10 protein-coding genes are annotated in these 17,454 nt (G+C 72.1%); 6 read left to right on the top strand and 4 right to left on the bottom strand.

All coding sequences use genetic code 11. The features are described 5' to 3' along the window. Positions 1–57 precede the first annotated feature (57 nt). The 6 genes from ACIRDU_RS25705 (at position 58) to ACIRDU_RS25680 (ending at position 9,548) form a co-directional block, all read left to right on the top strand. Positions 58–1,143, top strand: coding sequence for an S-(hydroxymethyl)mycothiol dehydrogenase (locus ACIRDU_RS25705; RefSeq protein ID WP_403583168.1), 1,086 nt, complete (start codon positions 58–60; stop codon positions 1,141–1,143). 157 nt (positions 1,144–1,300) lie between these two features. Beyond that, positions 1,301–3,751 (top strand): FAD-dependent oxidoreductase, encoded by a 2,451-nt coding sequence (locus ACIRDU_RS25700; RefSeq protein ID WP_403583166.1) that lies wholly within the window; start codon positions 1,301–1,303, stop codon positions 3,749–3,751. A gap of 34 nt (positions 3,752–3,785) precedes the next feature. Further along, positions 3,786–4,928: an aromatic ring-hydroxylating dioxygenase subunit alpha gene (locus ACIRDU_RS25695; RefSeq protein WP_403583163.1), complete on the top strand. Its 1,143-nt coding sequence runs from the start codon at positions 3,786–3,788 to the stop codon at positions 4,926–4,928. Beyond that, positions 4,909–6,375, top strand: a complete 1,467-nt coding sequence (locus ACIRDU_RS25690) for an aldehyde dehydrogenase family protein (protein ID WP_403583161.1) — start codon at positions 4,909–4,911, stop codon at positions 6,373–6,375. Before ACIRDU_RS25695 ends, ACIRDU_RS25690 begins: the two co-directional genes overlap by 20 nt. Positions 6,376–6,414: 39 nt before the next feature. Then, positions 6,415–7,977: an APC family permease gene (locus ACIRDU_RS25685; protein WP_403583158.1), complete on the top strand. Its 1,563-nt coding sequence runs from the start codon at positions 6,415–6,417 to the stop codon at positions 7,975–7,977. A gap of 17 nt (positions 7,978–7,994) precedes the next feature. Next, complete coding sequence (locus tag ACIRDU_RS25680) at positions 7,995–9,548, top strand: GMC family oxidoreductase (protein WP_403583155.1); 1,554 nt, start codon at positions 7,995–7,997, stop codon at positions 9,546–9,548. On the opposite strand, the gene ACIRDU_RS25675 is transcribed toward ACIRDU_RS25680, so the two are convergent. From ACIRDU_RS25675 to ACIRDU_RS25660, 4 genes are read right to left on the bottom strand one after another with little or no spacing between them, the layout of a single operon-like run. Continuing rightward, entirely contained in the window at positions 9,545–14,173 is a 4,629-nt protein-coding gene (locus ACIRDU_RS25675) for a hypothetical protein (RefSeq protein WP_403583152.1), read from the bottom strand. The two genes, ACIRDU_RS25680 and ACIRDU_RS25675, sit on opposite strands and share 4 nt — an antisense overlap. 35 nt (positions 14,174–14,208) lie before the next feature. Beyond that, positions 14,209–15,090, bottom strand: coding sequence for a hypothetical protein (locus ACIRDU_RS25670; RefSeq protein ID WP_403583149.1), 882 nt, complete (start codon positions 15,088–15,090; stop codon positions 14,209–14,211). 31 nt (positions 15,091–15,121) lie between these two features. Beyond that, positions 15,122–16,648, bottom strand: a complete 1,527-nt coding sequence (locus tag ACIRDU_RS25665) for a hypothetical protein (protein WP_403583146.1) — start codon at positions 16,646–16,648, stop codon at positions 15,122–15,124. 56 nt (positions 16,649–16,704) lie between these two features. Continuing rightward, positions 16,705–17,400: a GntR family transcriptional regulator gene (locus ACIRDU_RS25660; protein WP_403583144.1), complete on the bottom strand. Its 696-nt coding sequence runs from the start codon at positions 17,398–17,400 to the stop codon at positions 16,705–16,707. Between the last annotated feature and the right edge of the window lie 54 nt (positions 17,401–17,454).

The raw sequence follows: 17,454 nt of genomic DNA, 5'->3' as shown, positions 1-17,454 counted from the left end.
ACTATGTTCCCCATCGCGCAACCCATCGTGCACTGCGCAACAGCAGAGGAGCTTGTCGTGCCACACGAGGTCCGTGCCGTAGTCGCTGTCGAGAAGGGCGCACCCGTCGAGGTGCAGACGATCGTGGTCCCCGATCCCGGGCCCGGGGAGGTCCTCGTCACCGTGCAGGCGTGCGGGGTCTGCCACACGGATCTGCACTACCGGGAGGGCGCGATCGACGACGGCTTCCCGTTTCTGCTGGGCCACGAGGCGGCGGGCACGATCGAGGCGGTCGGCGAGGGGGTCACCGAGCTCAAACCCGGCGACTACGTGGTGCTGGCCTGGCGGGCCCCTTGCGGCAGTTGCCGTTCCTGTCGCCGCGGCCGCCCCTGGTACTGCTTCGACTCCCGCAACGCCGCACAGCCGATGACCCTGCTGGACGGCACGCCGCTCTCCAACGCGCTCGGCATCGGCGCCTTCGCCGAGAAGACGCTGGTCGCGGCAGGGCAGGCGGTGAAGATCGATCCGGCCGCACGCTCGGAGGCGGCCGGGCTCATCGGTTGCGGCGTGATGGCCGGATACGGCGCCGCGGTCAACACCGGCAACGTCGGCCGGGGCGACTCGGTCGCCGTGATCGGCTGTGGCGGAGTGGGCAACGCGGCGATCGCGGGCGCCTGCCTCAACGGCGCCATGAAGGTCATCGCCGTGGACATCGACGACAGGAAGCTCGACCAGGCGGAGAAGTTCGGCGCCACGCACACCGTCAACTCACGGGGCACGGACCCGGTCGAGGCGGTGCGGGAGCTCACCGGCGGCTTCGGTGTCGACATCGCGATCGACGCGGTGGGCCGTCCCGAGACCTTCCGGCAGGCCTTCTACATGCGCGACCACGCGGGTCTGCTGGTCCAGGTCGGCGTGCCGTCCCCCGAGATGAAGGTCGAACTGCCGCTGATCGACGTGTTCTCGCGGGGTGGCGCGATCAAGTCGTCCTGGTACGGCGACTGTCTGCCGAGCCGCGACTTCCCGTTCCTCATCGACCAGTACCTGTACGGGCTGCTGGATCTGAACGCCTTCGTCAGCGAGACCATCGCGCTGGACCAGGTGGAGGCGGCGTTCGCGAAGATGCACCGGGGTGAGGTGCTGCGCTCGGTGGTCGTGCTGTGAGCGCACACCCCGCTCCCTGAGCCTCCGGGCCTCACCCACCTCGCAACCCCAGAACTCGGCTCCCCGCACCTCCGCAACCCGGCACCCCGCTCCCCATGACTCCACAACCCCAACGCCCCACTCCCCCAACGCGTTCTCCGTCCCGGCAAGGAGGGGCATGTCCAGCACACCCGAAAACCCCCGCGTGGTCGTCATCGGCGCCGGCATCGTCGGCTGCTCCCTCGCCGACGAACTGACCGCCCGCGGCTGGACCGACATCACCGTCCTCGAACAGGGCCCCCTGCCCGCCCCCGGCGGCTCCACCTCGCACGCACCCGGCCTCGTCTTCCAGACCAGCCCGTCGAAGACGCTCACCGCCCTCGCCCGGTACACCGTCGAGAAGTTCGGCTCCCTCGACGTCGACGGCGTCTCCTGCTTCCACCAGGTCGGCGGCCTGGAGCTGGCCACCACCCCCGAGCGGCTCGCAGAGCTGCACCGCAGGGCCGGCTACGCCGCCTCCTGGGGTGTGCGCGGCGAGATCGTCAGCGCCGCGCGCTGCAAGGAACTGTGGCCGCTGATCGACGAGTCGGTGGTCCTCGGCGGCTTCCACACCCCGGACGACGGCCTCGCCCGGGCCCTGCTCGCCGCGCGCGCCCAGATGGCCCGGGCCACCGCGCGGGGCGCCCGCTTCCTGGACCGGCACACGGTCACCGGCATCGAGCAGACGGACGGCCGGGTGACCGCCGTCGTCACCGACCAGGGCACCTTCCCGGCCGACCATGTCGTCTCGGCGGCGGGGTTCTGGGGCCCGGTCATCGGCCGCATGGCCGGAGTCGACGTGCCTCTGCAGCCGCTCGCCCACCAGTACGCCAGGACCGGGCCGCTCCCCGAGCTGAGCGGCGCCACCGCGGAGGCCTCGAAGCCGATCCTCCGCTTCCAGGACCGCGACCTGTACTTCCGCGAGCACACCGACCGCATCGGCATCGGCTCCTACGCCCACCGCCCCCTGCCCGTCGACCCGTTCGCGGTCCTGCCGTACGACGAGGCCCGGGCCCGGAACATGGACATGCCGTCCTCGTACCCCTTCACGGAGGAGGACTGGGCCCCCAGCTGGGCCGACTGCCGGCACCTCATGCCCGCCCTGCGCGACGCCGGGATCGAGGCGGGCTTCAACGGCGTCTTCTCCTTCACCCCGGACGGGATGCCGGTCCTCGGCGAGTCCCGGCGGCTGCGCGGCTTCTGGCTGGCCGAGGCCGTCTGGGTAACGCACTCGGCCGGTGTCGCCAAGGCGGTCGCCGAGTGGATGGTGGACGGGCGGCCCTCGATCGACCTGCACGAGTGCGACCTCACGCGGTTCGAGGAGGCGCAGCGCTCCCCGTCGTACGTCCTGGAGCGCGGGGCGCAGCAGTTCGTCGAGGTGTACGACGTCATCCACCCGCTCCAGCCCATGGAGCGGCCACGGCCCCTGCGCGTCAGCCCCTTCCACGCCAGGCAGCAGCAGCTCGGCGCGTACTTCCTGGAAAGCGGCGGCTGGGAGCGTCCGCACTGGTACGAGGTGAACGCCCCGCTCGTGGACGGCCTCGGGCCTCTTCCCGAGCGTGATGCCTGGGCGGCCCGCCACTGGTCCCCGATCGCGGCGGCCGAGGCGAAGGCGACCCGCGAGGGCGTCGCCCTCTACGACATGACGCCGCTGCGCCGCCTCGACGTCACCGGCCCCGGGGCCCTCGGCTTCCTCGACCGCATGACCAGCAACAACCTCCGCAAGAAGCCCGGTGCGGTCACCTACACCCTCCTCCTCGACGAGGGGGGCGGCATCCGCTCCGACCTCACCGTGGCCCGCCTCGCCCCCGACCGCTTCCAGGTCGGCGCCAATTCCCCCGCCGACCTCGACTGGCTGCTGCGTCACGCGCCTGACGACGTCCACATCCGGGACGTCACCTCCGGCACGTGCTGCGTGGGCGTCTGGGGCCCGCTCGCCCGCGACCTCGTCCAGCCGCTCACTCCGGACGACTTCTCCCATGAGGCCTTCGGCTACTTCCGGGCCAAGGAGACGTACATCGGGCACGTCCCGGTGACCGCCCTGCGGCTGAGTTACGTCGGCGAGCTGGGCTGGGAGCTGTACACCACCGCCGACCTGGGACTCCGGCTCTGGGACACGCTGTGGGAGGCCGGCCGGGAGCTCGGCGTGATCGCGGCGGGCCGATCGGCGTTCAACTCCCTGCGTCTGGAGAAGGGCTACCGCGCCTGGGGCGCCGACATGACCGACGAGCACGACCCGTTCGAGGCGGGCCTCGGCTTCGCGGTCCGTATGGACGGTGAGGACTTCGTCGGCAGGGCGGCCCTGGCCCGGGCCGGCGAGCCCGCCCGGCGCCTCACGCCCCTCCTCCTCGACGCCCCCGACGCCGTCGTCCTCGGCAAGGAGCCGGTCCATGTCGACGGCGCCCCGGCCGGCTACGTCACCAGCGCGTCGCACGGCTACACGCTCGGCCGCTGCATCGCCTACGCCTGGCTGCCCGCGGGTCTCACCACGGGCACCGGCGTGCACATCGAGTACTTCGGCGAGAAGGTCCCGGCCACGGTCGCCGAGGAGCCGCTGTTCGACCCGAAGATGACGCGCATCCGCCGTTAGGAGGCATGCCTTGGCCTCTTTGAGGAGCACGCACGTGACGACGACCCCGACCACCCCGAGCCTGATCGCCACCCTCCCCGGGCGCTACTACACCGACCCGGACATCTTCCGGCAGGAGCAGGAACACGTCTTCGAGTCGCTGTGGTTCTGCGCGGTCCGCGGCTCCGACCTGGACCGGCCGGGCGCCTTCCGCACCGTCCAGGTCGGTCGCGAGAACGTCATCATCACCCGTACCCGCAAGGGCGAACTGCGCGCCTTCCTCAACGTGTGCCGGCACCGCGGGGCTCGCCTCTGCCTTGAGGAGTCGGGCGAGATCCGCCGCACGCTCCAGTGCCCGTACCACGCGTGGACGTACGACCTCGACGGCAAGTTGATCGCCGCGCCCAACCTGATCAAGATGCCGGACGTCGACCGGGTCGCGTACGGGCTGATCCACGTGGCCCTGCGCGAGTGGCTCGGCTACGCCTGGGTGTGTCTGGCGGACGAGCCGCCCTCCTTCGAGGAGACGGTCGTACAGGCGGCCGTCGAGCGGCTCGGCGATGTCGCGGCGATCGATCATTACGGCACGGAGAACCTCGCGCTCGGCAAACGCATCACCTATGACGTGAAGGCGAACTGGAAACTGATCGTCGAGAACTTCATGGAGTGCTACCACTGTGCGACGATCCACCCCGAACTCACCGAGGTGCTGCCGGAGTTCGCCGACGGGTACGCCGCCCAGTACTACGTGGGCCACGGCGCCGAGTTCGGGGAGCAGGTCAAGGGCTTCACCGTCGACGGCGGCGAGGGCTTCGGCAGGCTGCCCGACGTGAGCGCCGACCAGGACCGCCGCTACTACGCCATCACCGTCAAGCCGACCGTCTTCGTCAACCTCGTCCCGGACCACGTCATCCTGCACCGCATGTTCCCGCTCGCCGAGGACCGCACGGTCGTCGAGTGCGACTGGCTGTACGCGCCCGAGGTGGTGGAGTCGGGGGCGGACGTGTCGAGGTCCGTGGAGCTCTTCCACCGGGTGAACGTCCAGGATTTTGAAGCCTGTGAACGGACGCAGCCGGCCATGGCTTCCCGCGCGTACCGCGAGGGCGGTGTGCTGGTCCCCAACGAGCACCACATCCAGATCTTCCACGAATGGCTCGTCGAGCGGCTGGGAGGCGCGCATGCCGGACCTGTTCATTGACGGTGAGTGGCGGGGAGCGGTCGACGAGCGCACCCGTGAGATCCGCTGCCCGGCCGACGGCTCCCTGGTCGCAGTCGTGGACGAGGCGGGCGGCAAGGACACGGTGGAGGCGATCGCCGCGGCCCGGCATGCCTTCGACGCAGGGCCCTGGCCGCGGACTCCGGCCCAGGAACGCGGCGATCTGCTGCTGCGTGTCGCGGAGCTGCTCGTGCGGGACAAGGACGCCCTCGCCCGCGCGGAGTCCCTGGACACGGGCAAACGGCTCGTCGAGAGCGAGTACGACATCCACGACATCGCGAACTGCTTCCGCTACTTCGGGCGGCTGGTGGCGAGCGAGCAGGGCCGGGTCGTCGACACGGGCCGGGACGACGTCGACAGCCGGGTGGTGCACGAACCGGTCGGCGTGTGCGGGCTGATCACCCCCTGGAACTACCCGCTGCTGCAGACGGCCTGGAAGGTGGCCCCGGCTCTCGCGGCGGGCAACACCTTCGTGCTGAAACCGAGCGAACTGACCCCGCACACCGCGATCCACCTCCTGCGGCTGCTGACGGAAGCCGGTCTTCCGCCGGGCGCAGGCAACCTGGTCCTGGGCGCCGGCCCGGAGGCGGGCGCCCCGCTCGCCGACCATCCGGACGTGGACCTCGTCTCCTTCACCGGCGGCCTGGAGACCGGCCGCCGGCTGATGGCGACGGCCGCCGGGACGGTGAAGAAGGTGGCCCTCGAACTCGGCGGCAAGAACCCGAACATCGTCTTCGCCGACGCCGGCTTCGAGGCGGCCGTCGACATGGCGCTGACCGCCGTGTTCCTGCACTCGGGGCAGGTCTGCTCGGCCGGAGCGCGGCTGCTCGTCGAGGACGCCCTGCACGACCGGTTCGTCGACGAGGTCGTACGCCGGGCTCGGTCCATCCGGCTGGGCGGGCCGTTCGACGAACGGGCGCGGACCGGGCCGCTGATCTCGGCCGCGCACCGCGCCAAGGTCGAGGCGTACGTGGCGAAGGGCCTGGCGGAGGGCGCGGTGCTGCGGTGCGGCGGCTCGCGCCCGGACCGGCCGGACCTCGCGGACGGCTTCTACTACCTGCCCACGGTGCTGGACGAGTGCGTCGCGGGGATGTCGGTGGTCCAGGAGGAATCCTTCGGGCCGGTCCTCACGGTCGAACGGTTCAGCAGCGAGGAGGAGGCCGTACGCCTCGCCAACGACACGGTCTACGGTCTGGCCGGCGCCGTGTGGACGAGCGACGAGGCCCGCGCGGCCCGGGTCGCGGCCCGGCTGCGGCTCGGCACCGTCTGGATCAACGACTACCACCCCTACGTCCCGCAGGCGGAGTGGGGCGGATTCAAGCAGTCCGGCTTCGGCCGCGAACTCGGGCCCGCGGGGCTCGCCGAGTATCGCGAGACGAAGCACATCTGGCGCAACACCCGCCCCACACCCCAGGGTTGGTTCGACTGACCGACCACGCCCTGAGGCACACCCATTGAGGAACCGCCCATGAAGACAACCGCAGAGTCGACCGACCCACACGGCCGGGACGACGCCGAACTCACCGAGTTCGGCTACAGACCCGAGCTGAAACGCACCCTGGGCAACTTCCACACCTTCGCCGCCGGCATCAGCTACATCTCGATCCTCACCGGCACCTTCCAGCTGTTCTACTTCGGCTACGGCAGTGGCGGCCCCGCCTACTGGTGGTCGTGGCCGATGGTCTTCGTCGGCCAGTTCATGGTCGCCCTGTGTTTCGCGGAGCTCGCCGCCCGCTATCCCGTGGCGGGCTCCGTCTACAACTGGTCGAAGAAGATCGGCAATCCCCATCTGGGCTGGCTCGCCGGCTGGATGATGCTGATCGCCTCGATCGTGTCCATATCGGCCGTCGCGCTGGCCTACCAGCTGACCCTGCCGCAGATCTCGTCGTTCTTCCAGTTCGTGGGGGACGGCACCGGTACGTACGACGTGGCGACCAACGCGGTCATCCTGGCCGCGGTGTTGATCCTGTTCACGACCCTCGTGAACGCCTTCGGCGTCAAGCTGATGGCCAGGATCAACACGGCGGGCGTGTTCATCGAGTTGATCGCCACCGTCGTATTGATCATCATGTTCGCGGTCCACATCACGCGCGGTCCGCAGGTCGTCATGGAGACGCACGGCACCGGCGCCGGTTACGGCAGCGGCTACCTGGGGGCCTTCCTGGTTGCCTCGCTGGCCTCGGCGTACGTGATGTACGGCTTCGACACCGCCGCCTCGCTCGGTGAGGAGTCCCTGGACCCGACCCGGAACGCGCCCCGCGCGATCATCCGGGCGATCGTGGCGTCCTTCGTCCTCGGCGGCCTGATCCTCCTGCTCGCCCTGATGAGCGTCTCCAGCCTGAAGGGCGACAAGCTCTCCACGGACGGCCTGCAGTACATCGTGCTGGACGTGCTCGGCCCGACGGCCGGCAAGGCGATGCTGTGGTGCGTGCTGATCGCGGTGACGGTGTGCGCCCTGGCGGTGCACACGGCGGCGGTCCGGCTGGCGTTCGCGATGGCCCGCGACAACAACCTGCCCGCGTCCTCGAAGCTGGCCAAGTGCCATCCGCGGTTCCAGACGCCGGTCCTGCCCACCGTGATCATCGGGATCCTGGCGCTGGCGATCCTGGTGGTCAACATCCGTCAGCCGCAGATCTTCACGGTCGTCACCAGCATCGGCATCATCATGATCTACCTCGCCTACCTGGGCGTCACGGTGCCGCTGCTGGTCGCCCGGCTGCGGGGGAAGTGGCAGCCCGCGGGCGAGGGCCGGTTCTCGCTGGGCCGCTGGGGGCTGCCGGTCAACATCCTGGCCGTCGTGTGGGGCGCGGCCATGACGCTCAACCTGATCTGGCCGCGGGCCGCGGTCTACAACGCCGCGGCTCCCTATCACTGGTACCTGCGCTGGGGCGCGGTGCTGTTCGTCGCCGTCATCGCCGGCGGCGGCTTCGCCTACTACTGGTTCGTCCAGCGCCACCGGACCGGCGTGCTCGCCGAGCACCGTTCCGAGGCCTCGGCCACCGTTCCCGTCGCCGCCCCGGCGGCCGACTGAGGGCTGAAGGAGAACCCATGAGTACGCATGAGTTCGACTACGTCGTCGTCGGCGGCGGCACCGCGGGCAACGTGGTGGCGGCCCGGCTCTCCGAGGACCCCTCCGTCACGGTGTGCGTGCTGGAGGCCGGCCCGAGCGACGTCGGAGACGACGACGTCCTGCGGCTGGAGCGCTGGATGGGGCTGCTGGAGTCCGGCTACGACTGGGACTACCCGGTCGAACCGCAGACCAGCGGCAACAGCTTCATGCGGCACGCGCGCGCCAAGGTGCTCGGCGGCTGTTCCTCCCACAACTCCTGCATCGCCTTCTGGGCCCCGGCCGAGGACCTCGACGACTGGGCGGCCGCGGGCTGCACGGGCTGGAGCGCCGCCGACCTGTTCCCGCTGTACCGGCGGCTGGAGAACAACGACGCCCCCGGCGACCACCACGGCCGCACCGGCCCGGTGAAGCTGCGCACGCTGAAGAGCGACGACCCCTGCGGCACGGCCCTGCTGGAGGCGTGCGCCCAGGCGGGCATCCCCACCGTCCCCTTCAACACGGGCCGCACGGTGGTCCGGGGCGCCAACTGGTTCCAGATCAACTCCGACGAGAACAACATCCGCCAGTCGTCCTCGGTCGCCTATCTGCACCCGATCCTCGGCAAGCGGCCCAACCTGGAGGTAAGGACGGGTGTACGGGCCAGGAAGCTGCTGCTCGACGGGCGGCGCTGCGTGGGCGCGAAGTACCTCGACCCGGACCTGATCCACACCCGGACGGTACGGGCGCGGCGCGAGGTGATCGTGTCCTGCGGGGCGATCGACTCGCCGAAACTGCTGATGCTGTCGGGCATCGGACCGGCCGGGCATCTGCGCGAGGTCGGCGTCGAGGTGGTCGTGGACGCACCCGGCGTCGGCGAGAACCTCCAGGACCACCCCGAGGGCGTGATCATGTGGGAGGCCCGGCAGCCCATGCCCACCACGTCCAGCCAGTGGTGGGAGGCGGGTGTCTTCTACGACACAGAGCCCGGGCTCGACCGGCCGGACCTGATGTTCCACTACGGGTCCGTGCCCTTCGACATGAACACCGCGCGGCACGGCTACCCCACCTCCGAGAACGCGTTCTGCCTCACGCCCAACGTGACGCGGGCGAGGTCACGGGGGACGGTACGGCTGCGGACCCGGGACTACCGGGACAAGCCGAAGGTCGATCCGCGCTACTTCACGCACGAGCACGACGTGCGGGTGATGACGTACGGGCTGAGGCTGGCCCGTCGGATCGCCGAGCAGCCCGCGCTGAGCGGCTGGGCGGGAGCGGAACTCGCCCCCGGTCCCGATGTGCGCACGGACGACGAGCTGCTCGACTACATCCACAGGACGCACAACACCGTCTACCACCCGTCCTGCACGGTGAAGATGGGCGCGGACGGTGATCCTTCGGCCCCCCTGGACGCACGGCTGCGGGTCAAGGGGGTGCAGGGGTTGCGCGTCGCCGACGGGTCGGTCATGCCCGACCTCGTCACCGTCAACCCCTGCATCACCACCATGATGATCGGGGAGAAGTGCGCGGATCTCCTGCGGGAGGACGCCGCCTAGGAAACCGGGCGCTTGTACATCCTGGTCGCCGTGATCTCGCTGTGTACGGCCTCCCCGTCGGGGGCCTCACGCGGCAGGCCCGGGCGGAGATGTTCCTCGACGCTGATGTACTTGAGGCCCGCCCTCAGGTCGGCGTCGTTGCGCATGCGGATGACCAGGGGGAACTCGGCCAGCGCGGTGGTGTCGAACAGGCCCGTGGTGTACAGGAGCTGCACACCGAGGGCGTCCGACACCGCCCGCTGGAGTTCCAGCAGGTACGTGGCGTTGGCGCGGCCGATGGGGTTGTCGAGGAACAGTGTGCCGGCGTGCCGGTGCTTGTCGCGGCCCCGGTCGTTCGAACGCAGCGCGGCCATCGTGCAGTACAGGGCGATGGCGGCGGTGAGGAGCTGACCGCCGGAGAAGACGTCGCCCATCTGCCCGACGGGGACGCGCTCGGCGCGCAGCACCGCGTCCGGCTTGAGGATCTCGACGGCGACGCCCTTGGGCTGGAGGGCCGCCGCGACGCCCCGCAGCAGCAGGGACATCCCGTCGCGGCGCAGGTCGGAGTTCTTCTTGACGGCGGCGCGGGTCGCCTCGTCGATGACCTCGCCGAGCCGCTCGGTGAGCGTGGCCTGGTCGGGTTCCTCGAAGCGGATGCGGAGGAACTCCTGCCCCGACCACTCGCCGAGGCCCTCCGGCAGCCGGGAGAGCCGCTGGGCCGAGCGCAGGGTGGCCAGGGCCGACTCGACGAGGCCGCGCAGGCGGTCCACGATGGAGTCGCGGTTGCGCTCCAGCTGCTCCAGTTCGTCGGTCAGGACGCGCAGCCGGGGTGCGAAGGCGTCCGCCCACTTCTGGGCGTGCTCGGGCAGCGCGGAGGCGGGCAGTTCGCGGATCTGCTGGCGGGCCGGGGTGCGGACCTGCTCGTAGCGCGTGGAGTTGGCGTGCCGCACGAGGATGTCGCTCGCCTCGCGGACCGCGGACTCGGCGGCGGACAGGTCGGCGGCGCAGCCGCGCAGGGAGCGGCGGGCCTCGGCGGCCGCCTGCCGGGCCTCCTCCGGGCTGCCGGGGTAGGGCTCGGGCTCCTCGTGCTCCTCGTCCGTGGTGTGCTCCCGCAGCAGGTCGCGGAGCATGGCGGCGATCTCGTCGAAGCCGCTCGCCGCGTCCTCGGCGGCGCGGTGGGCCTCCAGGAGGCCGGTGTGCGCCTCGCGGGCCTGGTTCAGCGCCTCGGTGCGGGAGGCGAGTTCGGCGGTGGCGGTGCGCAGGAGGGTCTGGGCGTGCTCGGCGTCGCGCGGCTGGAGGTCCTCGTCGAGGCCGGTGTGGGCCTCACCGTCCTCGGGCGCGAGCCGTTCGGCCTCGCCGCGCAGCCGCCCGAGCTGCTCGCTCGCGGTGGACATCCGGGTCTCCAGGAGCTGCACCAGCTCCTCGGCGCGGGCGGCGGCGGCCTGCCGGCTGGGCCCGTCGGAGCCGTCGGGGGATTCGAGGAGCTGCTCCGCGCGCGTACGGACCTTGTTGCTCAGCCGGTCCAGCTCCGCGCGGGCCGCGCTCTCGTCGCTCTCGGCACGGGCCTGCTCGGCGCGCAGGTCGGCGCCCACGCCGACCTGCTCGTACAGCTGGGACGCGGCCCGGTAGGCCTCGCGCAGGGCGGGCAGGGAGGTTTTGGGGGTCTGGGACTCGTCCTCGGGTACGTCGTCGGGTGCGCCTGCGATCTCGGAGCGCTCGGCGCGCAGCGCGCGGGCGGTGCGACGGGCGTCGTCGGCGGCGCGCTGGGCGGCACGCCGGTCCTCGTCGGCGGCCCGGGCCCGCTCCAGGCAGGCCTGGGCGCCCGCCTCGGACTCGGCCGCCTCGTCGGCCAGTTCGCGCACCTTGACCTGCCAGCCGGCCCGCTCGCGCAGCCGGAAGGCGAGCCCGGCCAGGGCGTCGGCGGAGCGGCGGGCCTTCTGGGCCGCCTCCTGGCGCTCGTCCCTGACGCGCGCTGCCTCGGCGGCGACCTCGTCGGCCTCGGCCCGCACGGTCCGGGCCTCGGCCAGCTCGGCCTCCGACTCCTCGGCGAACTCCCGGGTGTCCTCGGCCGCCCGGGCCAGTTCGGCCAGCCGGCCGGCGGGGCAGCCGGTGCGCCAGGAGGCGAGCCGGGCGGCCAGCTCGCGGTCCTTGCCGAGCCGGGCGGCGAGGGTGCGGATCTCCTCGTCCCGCTCGGTCGCCCGGGCGCGCAGCGCCTGCCGTTCCTCGTCGGCGGCGTGCTCGTCGTGCATGGCCGGGTTCGGCGGCACGAGGAACACGTCGCCGTTGTCGGTGTCCGGGGCCGGGGTCGGGGCGAGCAGGGCGGCGGCGGTGCCGACGGCCACGGCGGAACGGGGCAGCAGAGCCGCGTCGCCCAGCGCCTCCCGGGCACGGGCATGGGAGTCGGGGTCGGTGATGATGACGCCGTCGACGAGTTCGGGCCGGGCGGCCAGCACGCGTGCGTGGTCGACCGGGTCGACGGCCTGGGCGAGATAGCGCCAGCCGGGCAGCGCGGGAATGCCGTGCTCGCCGAGGAACTCGACCGTGGCCAGCACGTCCGGGCCGGGCGGCAGCAGCCCGCCGTCACCGAGGGCGCCGAGGATCCGCGCGTCGTCGGCGGCGGCCGTCCGCAGCTCGAACAGCTGCCGTTCCGCTGAGCCCACGGCGTCGTCGAGGAGGTCGCGCAGGTCGTCGGCGAAGCGGTCGAGTTCCTCGGGGCCGAACCCCTGGGCGCCGGAGGCCGACTGCGCGTCCTGCTCATCGTCCGTGCCGTGGCGGGGCTGCGGGATGCCCGGGCGGGTCTGTGGGGTCAGGCTGAGCAGTTCCGCCAGCCGCTCCTCCCCCGCCAGGGCCTCCGCGGTGCGGCGTTCGGCGTCGTACGACCGCTCCGCCGCGGTGGCCGCGTCGGCCGCTCGGGCCGCGGTCAGTTCGGCGCGGTTCTCGGTGGAAGCGGCTTCGCGCGCGTGCTCCGTGGCCCGGTGGGACGCCTCGCGGGCCGCGTCCCAGGCCGCGACGGCGGTCTTCTCGGCGTCGCTGGCGGCGAGGGCCGCACGGGCCGGGTCGGCGTCGGGAGCGGAGTCGTCGAGCCAGCCGGCCCGTACCGCCTCGGCGGTCTCCTGCTCGACCTCGGCGAGGCGCTGCTTGAGGTGACCGATCTCGCTGCGGGCGCGCTGCGCCTGCGTGGCGGCGGCGGTGGAGTCCCGGTAGGCGGTGTCGCTGACCTCCTGGAGGGCGGCGGAGCGCTCCTCCTCCTCGTCGGCGCGGCTCTCCGCCTTCTCCGCGGCCGCGTGCAGGGCCCGGACGAGGTCCACGGCGGCCCTGGAGCGGGCGGCCAGCGCCGGGGCCGCGTCCCGCTCGGCCTCCTGGATCGCGGCGGACACGCGGGCGACGCGGTCGGAGGCGGCGCGGTGGCGCAGCACGGCCTCGGCGGCCTGCCAGGCGGAGTACAGGGTGCGGGCGTCGGCGAGCTCGCGCTTCTGCGCGGCGGCGGACTTCTCGGCCGCGGCGAGCGCCAGCGAGGCGTGCCGGTAGGCGAGTTCGGCGGAGATCAGTGCGCTGCGCTCGCGGGCCGCCTCGGCGTGCGTCACGGCGTACGCGGCGGCGGTGACCCGCTGGGCCAGGTCGGCGGCCCGGACCCGCTCCTGCGCGCCGCGCGCGGACAGCCTGCGGGCCAGGGTCCGGGTGCGGCGCTCGGCTCCGGCGTGGACGTCGCGCGCGCGGGAGCGGGTCTCGGCGGCCTCGACGATCCGCCCGAGGAGGTCCACCGACCCGGCGGTGAAGTCTCGTTCGGCCATCAGCTCGGCGCGCCGGCCGAGCTTGTTGCCGAAGCCGCTGACCAGGTCGGCGAGCCCGTCGGTGTCGCGGGTGTCGGTGACGGCGCGCAGCAGCAGGTCGGTGAAGTCGGCGTCCTTCTTGACCGCGAAGAGACCGGCGGCCTCACCTTCGTCGGCGTTCATCTCCCGCTGGTAGCGGAAGAGTTCGGGGTCGAGGCCGAGGTCGCCGAGGTGCTCGATCCAGCGGTCGTGGATCTCCTCCCAGTGGACCTCCAGGTGCGGGTAGGTCTTGCCCGCCTCCGTGAGGGCGTCACGGAAGCCCTTCATGGTGCGGCGTCGCCCGCGTGCACTGGACTGCCCCTCGACGGGGGCTCGTACGGCGGTGGCCTCGGCCACGGGGAGGTTGTCGAGGCTCAGTCCGGGCCCGGGGCGGAAGGAGTACCAGGCCTCGGCGAACTTCCGCGGGTCGTTGGAGACCTGCCGACCGCGCCACTCACTGACCTTGCCGACGACGACGCACTCGCCGGTCAGCACGTGCTGCCACTCCAGTGCGACGTGTCCGCAGTCGTCGGCGAGGAGGAACTTGCGCAGCACGCCGGAGCTGGCACCGCCGAGCGTGTTCCGGTGACCCGGCAGCATCACGGAGAAGATCAGCTTGAGCAGCACCGACTTGCCGCCGCCGTTCTCCAGGAAGAGCACGCCCGCGGGCGCGGGCCGGCGCGGCGGGCCGACCGGCTCCTCTTCGAAGAACTCCGCCTGCGTGGGCGCGGGGTCGGGCACGATCTCGCCCACGCCCCGCAGGTCAAGCACGGTGTCGGCGTAGCGCGCACCGGCGGGCCCGATCGAGTAGAGGCGGACCCGGGACAGCTCGTACATGGCGGACTCTCGTCAGTCTTCGTTCGGTGGGGGGTTCAGGACGAGTGGAACGGCAGCCCGGCGTCGGCGACCAGCTCCAGGTCGTCGCCCTCCTCGGGGGGCAGCAGCGTCGGCGTGCCGTCGGTGACCGGGACGACGCCCAGTTCCAGCAGCTCGGCCAGGGCGGCGCTGCCGGCCATGTCGCGGACCTGGAGCTGGTAGCGGGCGGTCGTGCGGTAGGTGCCGCCGTGGTCGTCGCCGGTGCGCTGGAGGAATCCGGAGTCGGTGAGGAAGGCGACGGCCTTGGCGACGATGCCGGTGGTCGAACCGGCCAGGCGGCGTGCGTCCTTGGTGGCACCGGTGGCGCTGCGCCGGACCCAGATCCGCCAGGCGGCCTCCAGGCCGGGCGCGTCGGTCGCCGGGTCGGTGTTCTCGCCCTGCTCGGCGGCGCGCTCCTCCAGCCGGCGGCAGGCCTGGCGCACGAAGGCGTCGACGCCGTTGACCGTCACCCGGCCGATGTAGCCGTCGTCGGCGAGGTCCTCGGGGCGCGGGAACGCCAGGGCGGCGACGGCGAGATGGGCGAGGCCGTGCAGGAACCGGTCGCCGCCGTCGGCGGACGTACGACGCGCGTAGTCGCCCATGCGGACGGCGAACACCGAGTCCTCGGCGGCGGTCACGGCCATGCCCGCGCGCGGGGACACCTCCAGCACGATCAGCCCCAGACCGGTCGCGACGGCGTCCGCGAGCCGCGCGAAGGGCGGGTCCTCTCGGTAGCGCCGCAGCAGGTCCGCGTACTCCTGGTCGCGTGCGGGCTGCAGCTTGGGCTGCAACCCGAAGGACACGAGCCGGGCCGCGTCGGCGGCGTCGGCGGGAGTGACGGCGGCGCCGGCCGCGGGGGCCGGTCCGTCCGGCTCGCTCCACTCGACATGCTCGCTCACGGTCGGGACTCCTTGTGCCACTCGTACTGACTCATGCCGCTTCCGTCCGGTCCGCCGCCATCCCCGCCGCGTCCAGCAGCGCGGTGCCGACGATCAGATCCGCGCCGCCGAACTCCTGATCGTCGAGCTCGGTCCCGTCGTCCACGGCGAACAGCAGCTTCTGCTCGCCCTGGCGATAGGCCGTGCCGACCGGCGGACTGGCGGCGTGCACCGCCAGCAGGGCCACCAGGTAGGGCAGTTCGGGATCCTGCCGCCGGGCCTCTGCCAGCAGCCCCGACAACCGGCGCGGCGCGTCCGCCGGCAGGTCGAGCAGCTCCTGCGCCGCCGCCATCTGCTCCTCGCTGAACCGGCTGTCGTCCGGCGTGGCGATCAGGTCGGGCTCCGGCATCTCCGCACCCAGGTGCTCGCGCTCCACCGGCGGCGTCAGCAGTATGTCGACGAGGTCCCCCACCCGGACGGACACCGGCGTGCGCAGCCCGGTGCCATGGCCGAAGAACGCGTCCGTGACGCGCACGGCCTGCTCCAGCGGCAGCGGCAGCACGGGCGAGAGGAGATGTCCGTACAGATCTGTCCCCGACGTCGTCATCGGGGCGGCGAAGGCCTGCCGGTCCTGCTCGGCGCGGAACAGCGGTCCGGCCTCCAGCAGCCGGGACTGCAACTGCGTGTGCCGGCGGATGCAGTCCTTGACGATGTCGACGAGCTCGGCGGCGCGGCGCTTGTTCTCGGGATCCTCGGACTCGTCGCGCGCCTTGCGGATGTTCGTGAGGATCGCGTTCTCGTGGCGGTAGCGGTCGGCGACGTGCTCCAGCGCCTCGGCGATCATGTCGGGCACGGTGGAGAGCCAGTCCACCGCGCGCACGTTGCGCCGGGTCGCCTCCAGGGCGCGGCGCAGGGTCTCCGAGTACTGCACGGTCCGGTAGCGGGCCTGTTCGGCCGCGAGCTGGGCGTCGGCGAGCCGGCCGCGGCTGACCAGCACCTCCAGCTTGACCTCGGCGGCGATCTGCGCGCTGGTGACGTCCGTGTCGAGAGCTCCGACGAGGACGTTGACCGCCTCGTCCGTCGTACGGAGGTAGACCGTGCCGCCGGGGCCGGGGACCTCCTCGATCAGCTTGAAGTCGTAGTCGCGGCGCACATAGGTGCCGTCCGCCCCGAACGTGCCGTACACCGCGCGGAAGCCGCGGTCGACGCTGCCGACGTTGATCAGGTTCTCCAGGACCCAGCGAGCCACCCGCTCGTGCTCGGCGGCGGGCCGCTGCGCGGCCTGGGCGGCGATGCGCGGGATGAGGCGGGCGACGATCTGGTCGTGGTCCGCGCCCGTGTCGAAGTCCATGTTCAGGGTGACCAGGTCGATGGCCGCGAGGGCCACCTCCGCCATGCCGTACACCGAGTACTCACCGGCGAGGTTGGCCTTGCGCGCGTCGAGGTCGTGCAGCGGGGCGGTGCAGGCGAGCGCGCGCAGGCGCCGCGCCAGGCCCTCGTCGGCGGCCGGCCCCGGGGCGGGGCGCGGCCCCGCGCTGAGCTGGGGCGGAACGCTGTCCGTCGATGCAGGCGAAGTCACGGTGCACAGACTAGGTCCTGGGTCTGACATCGGCCCAAACGGCGCGGTGCTGCTGCTCAGCCGTCCTCACCGACGCGACGGCGGTACACCTCGACGACCCGCTCCAGCGAGTCGTCGAGGTAACCGGCGAGGAGGCTCTCGGCCTGTTCGCGGTCCCCGTGCCGAAGAGCCTGAAGAATAGCGACATTTCGCGCGATATAGGGTTCGTGCAGTCGCTGCGGCTCGTCCACCACATGAAAGGCCAGCCGCAGTTCGGCGAAGACACTCCGCATCAGCTCGTCGGTGCGCTCGCTCGCGGCCAGCGCGACCAGCTCCCGGTGGAAGTGGATGTTCGCCGTACCCACTCCCTTCCAGTCACCTTCCCGAGCCGCCCGCCGCCCCTCCTCCACCGCATCCGCGAGCCCGTCGAGCCCGTACGGCGGCTCACCGAGCCCTCGGACGACCGCGCACTCGACGAGCCGGCGCGTGCGGTAGATGTCCTCGACGTCCTCCACGGTCAGGACCCGGACGAAGACGCCCCGGTTCAGCTCGTGGACGAGCAGGCGTTCGTGGGTGAGCAGCCGGAACGCCTCGCGCAGCGTGTTGCGGGAGACGCCGAGCGCGCCGCCGATGCTGTCCTCCGACAGGCGGGTGCCGGGCGGGAAGTAGCCCTCGGCGATCCGGCTCCTGAGGATGTCCGAGACCCGTTCCGCGGTGCTGGTGCGCCCCAGGAGAGCCCGGTCGTCGGCGAGATCCTTCAGCTGCTCTGCCATGCCGGAATTCAATCGCAGATCCCAAGAACGAACCAACATGGGTATTGAGGGATC

The organism is Streptomyces sp. NPDC093598 (genome assembly GCF_044764825.1).
In the GTDB taxonomy this organism is placed as follows: Bacteria; Actinomycetota; Actinomycetes; order Streptomycetales; family Streptomycetaceae; genus Streptomyces.
This window is presented reverse-complemented; position numbering and strand designations above follow the sequence as displayed.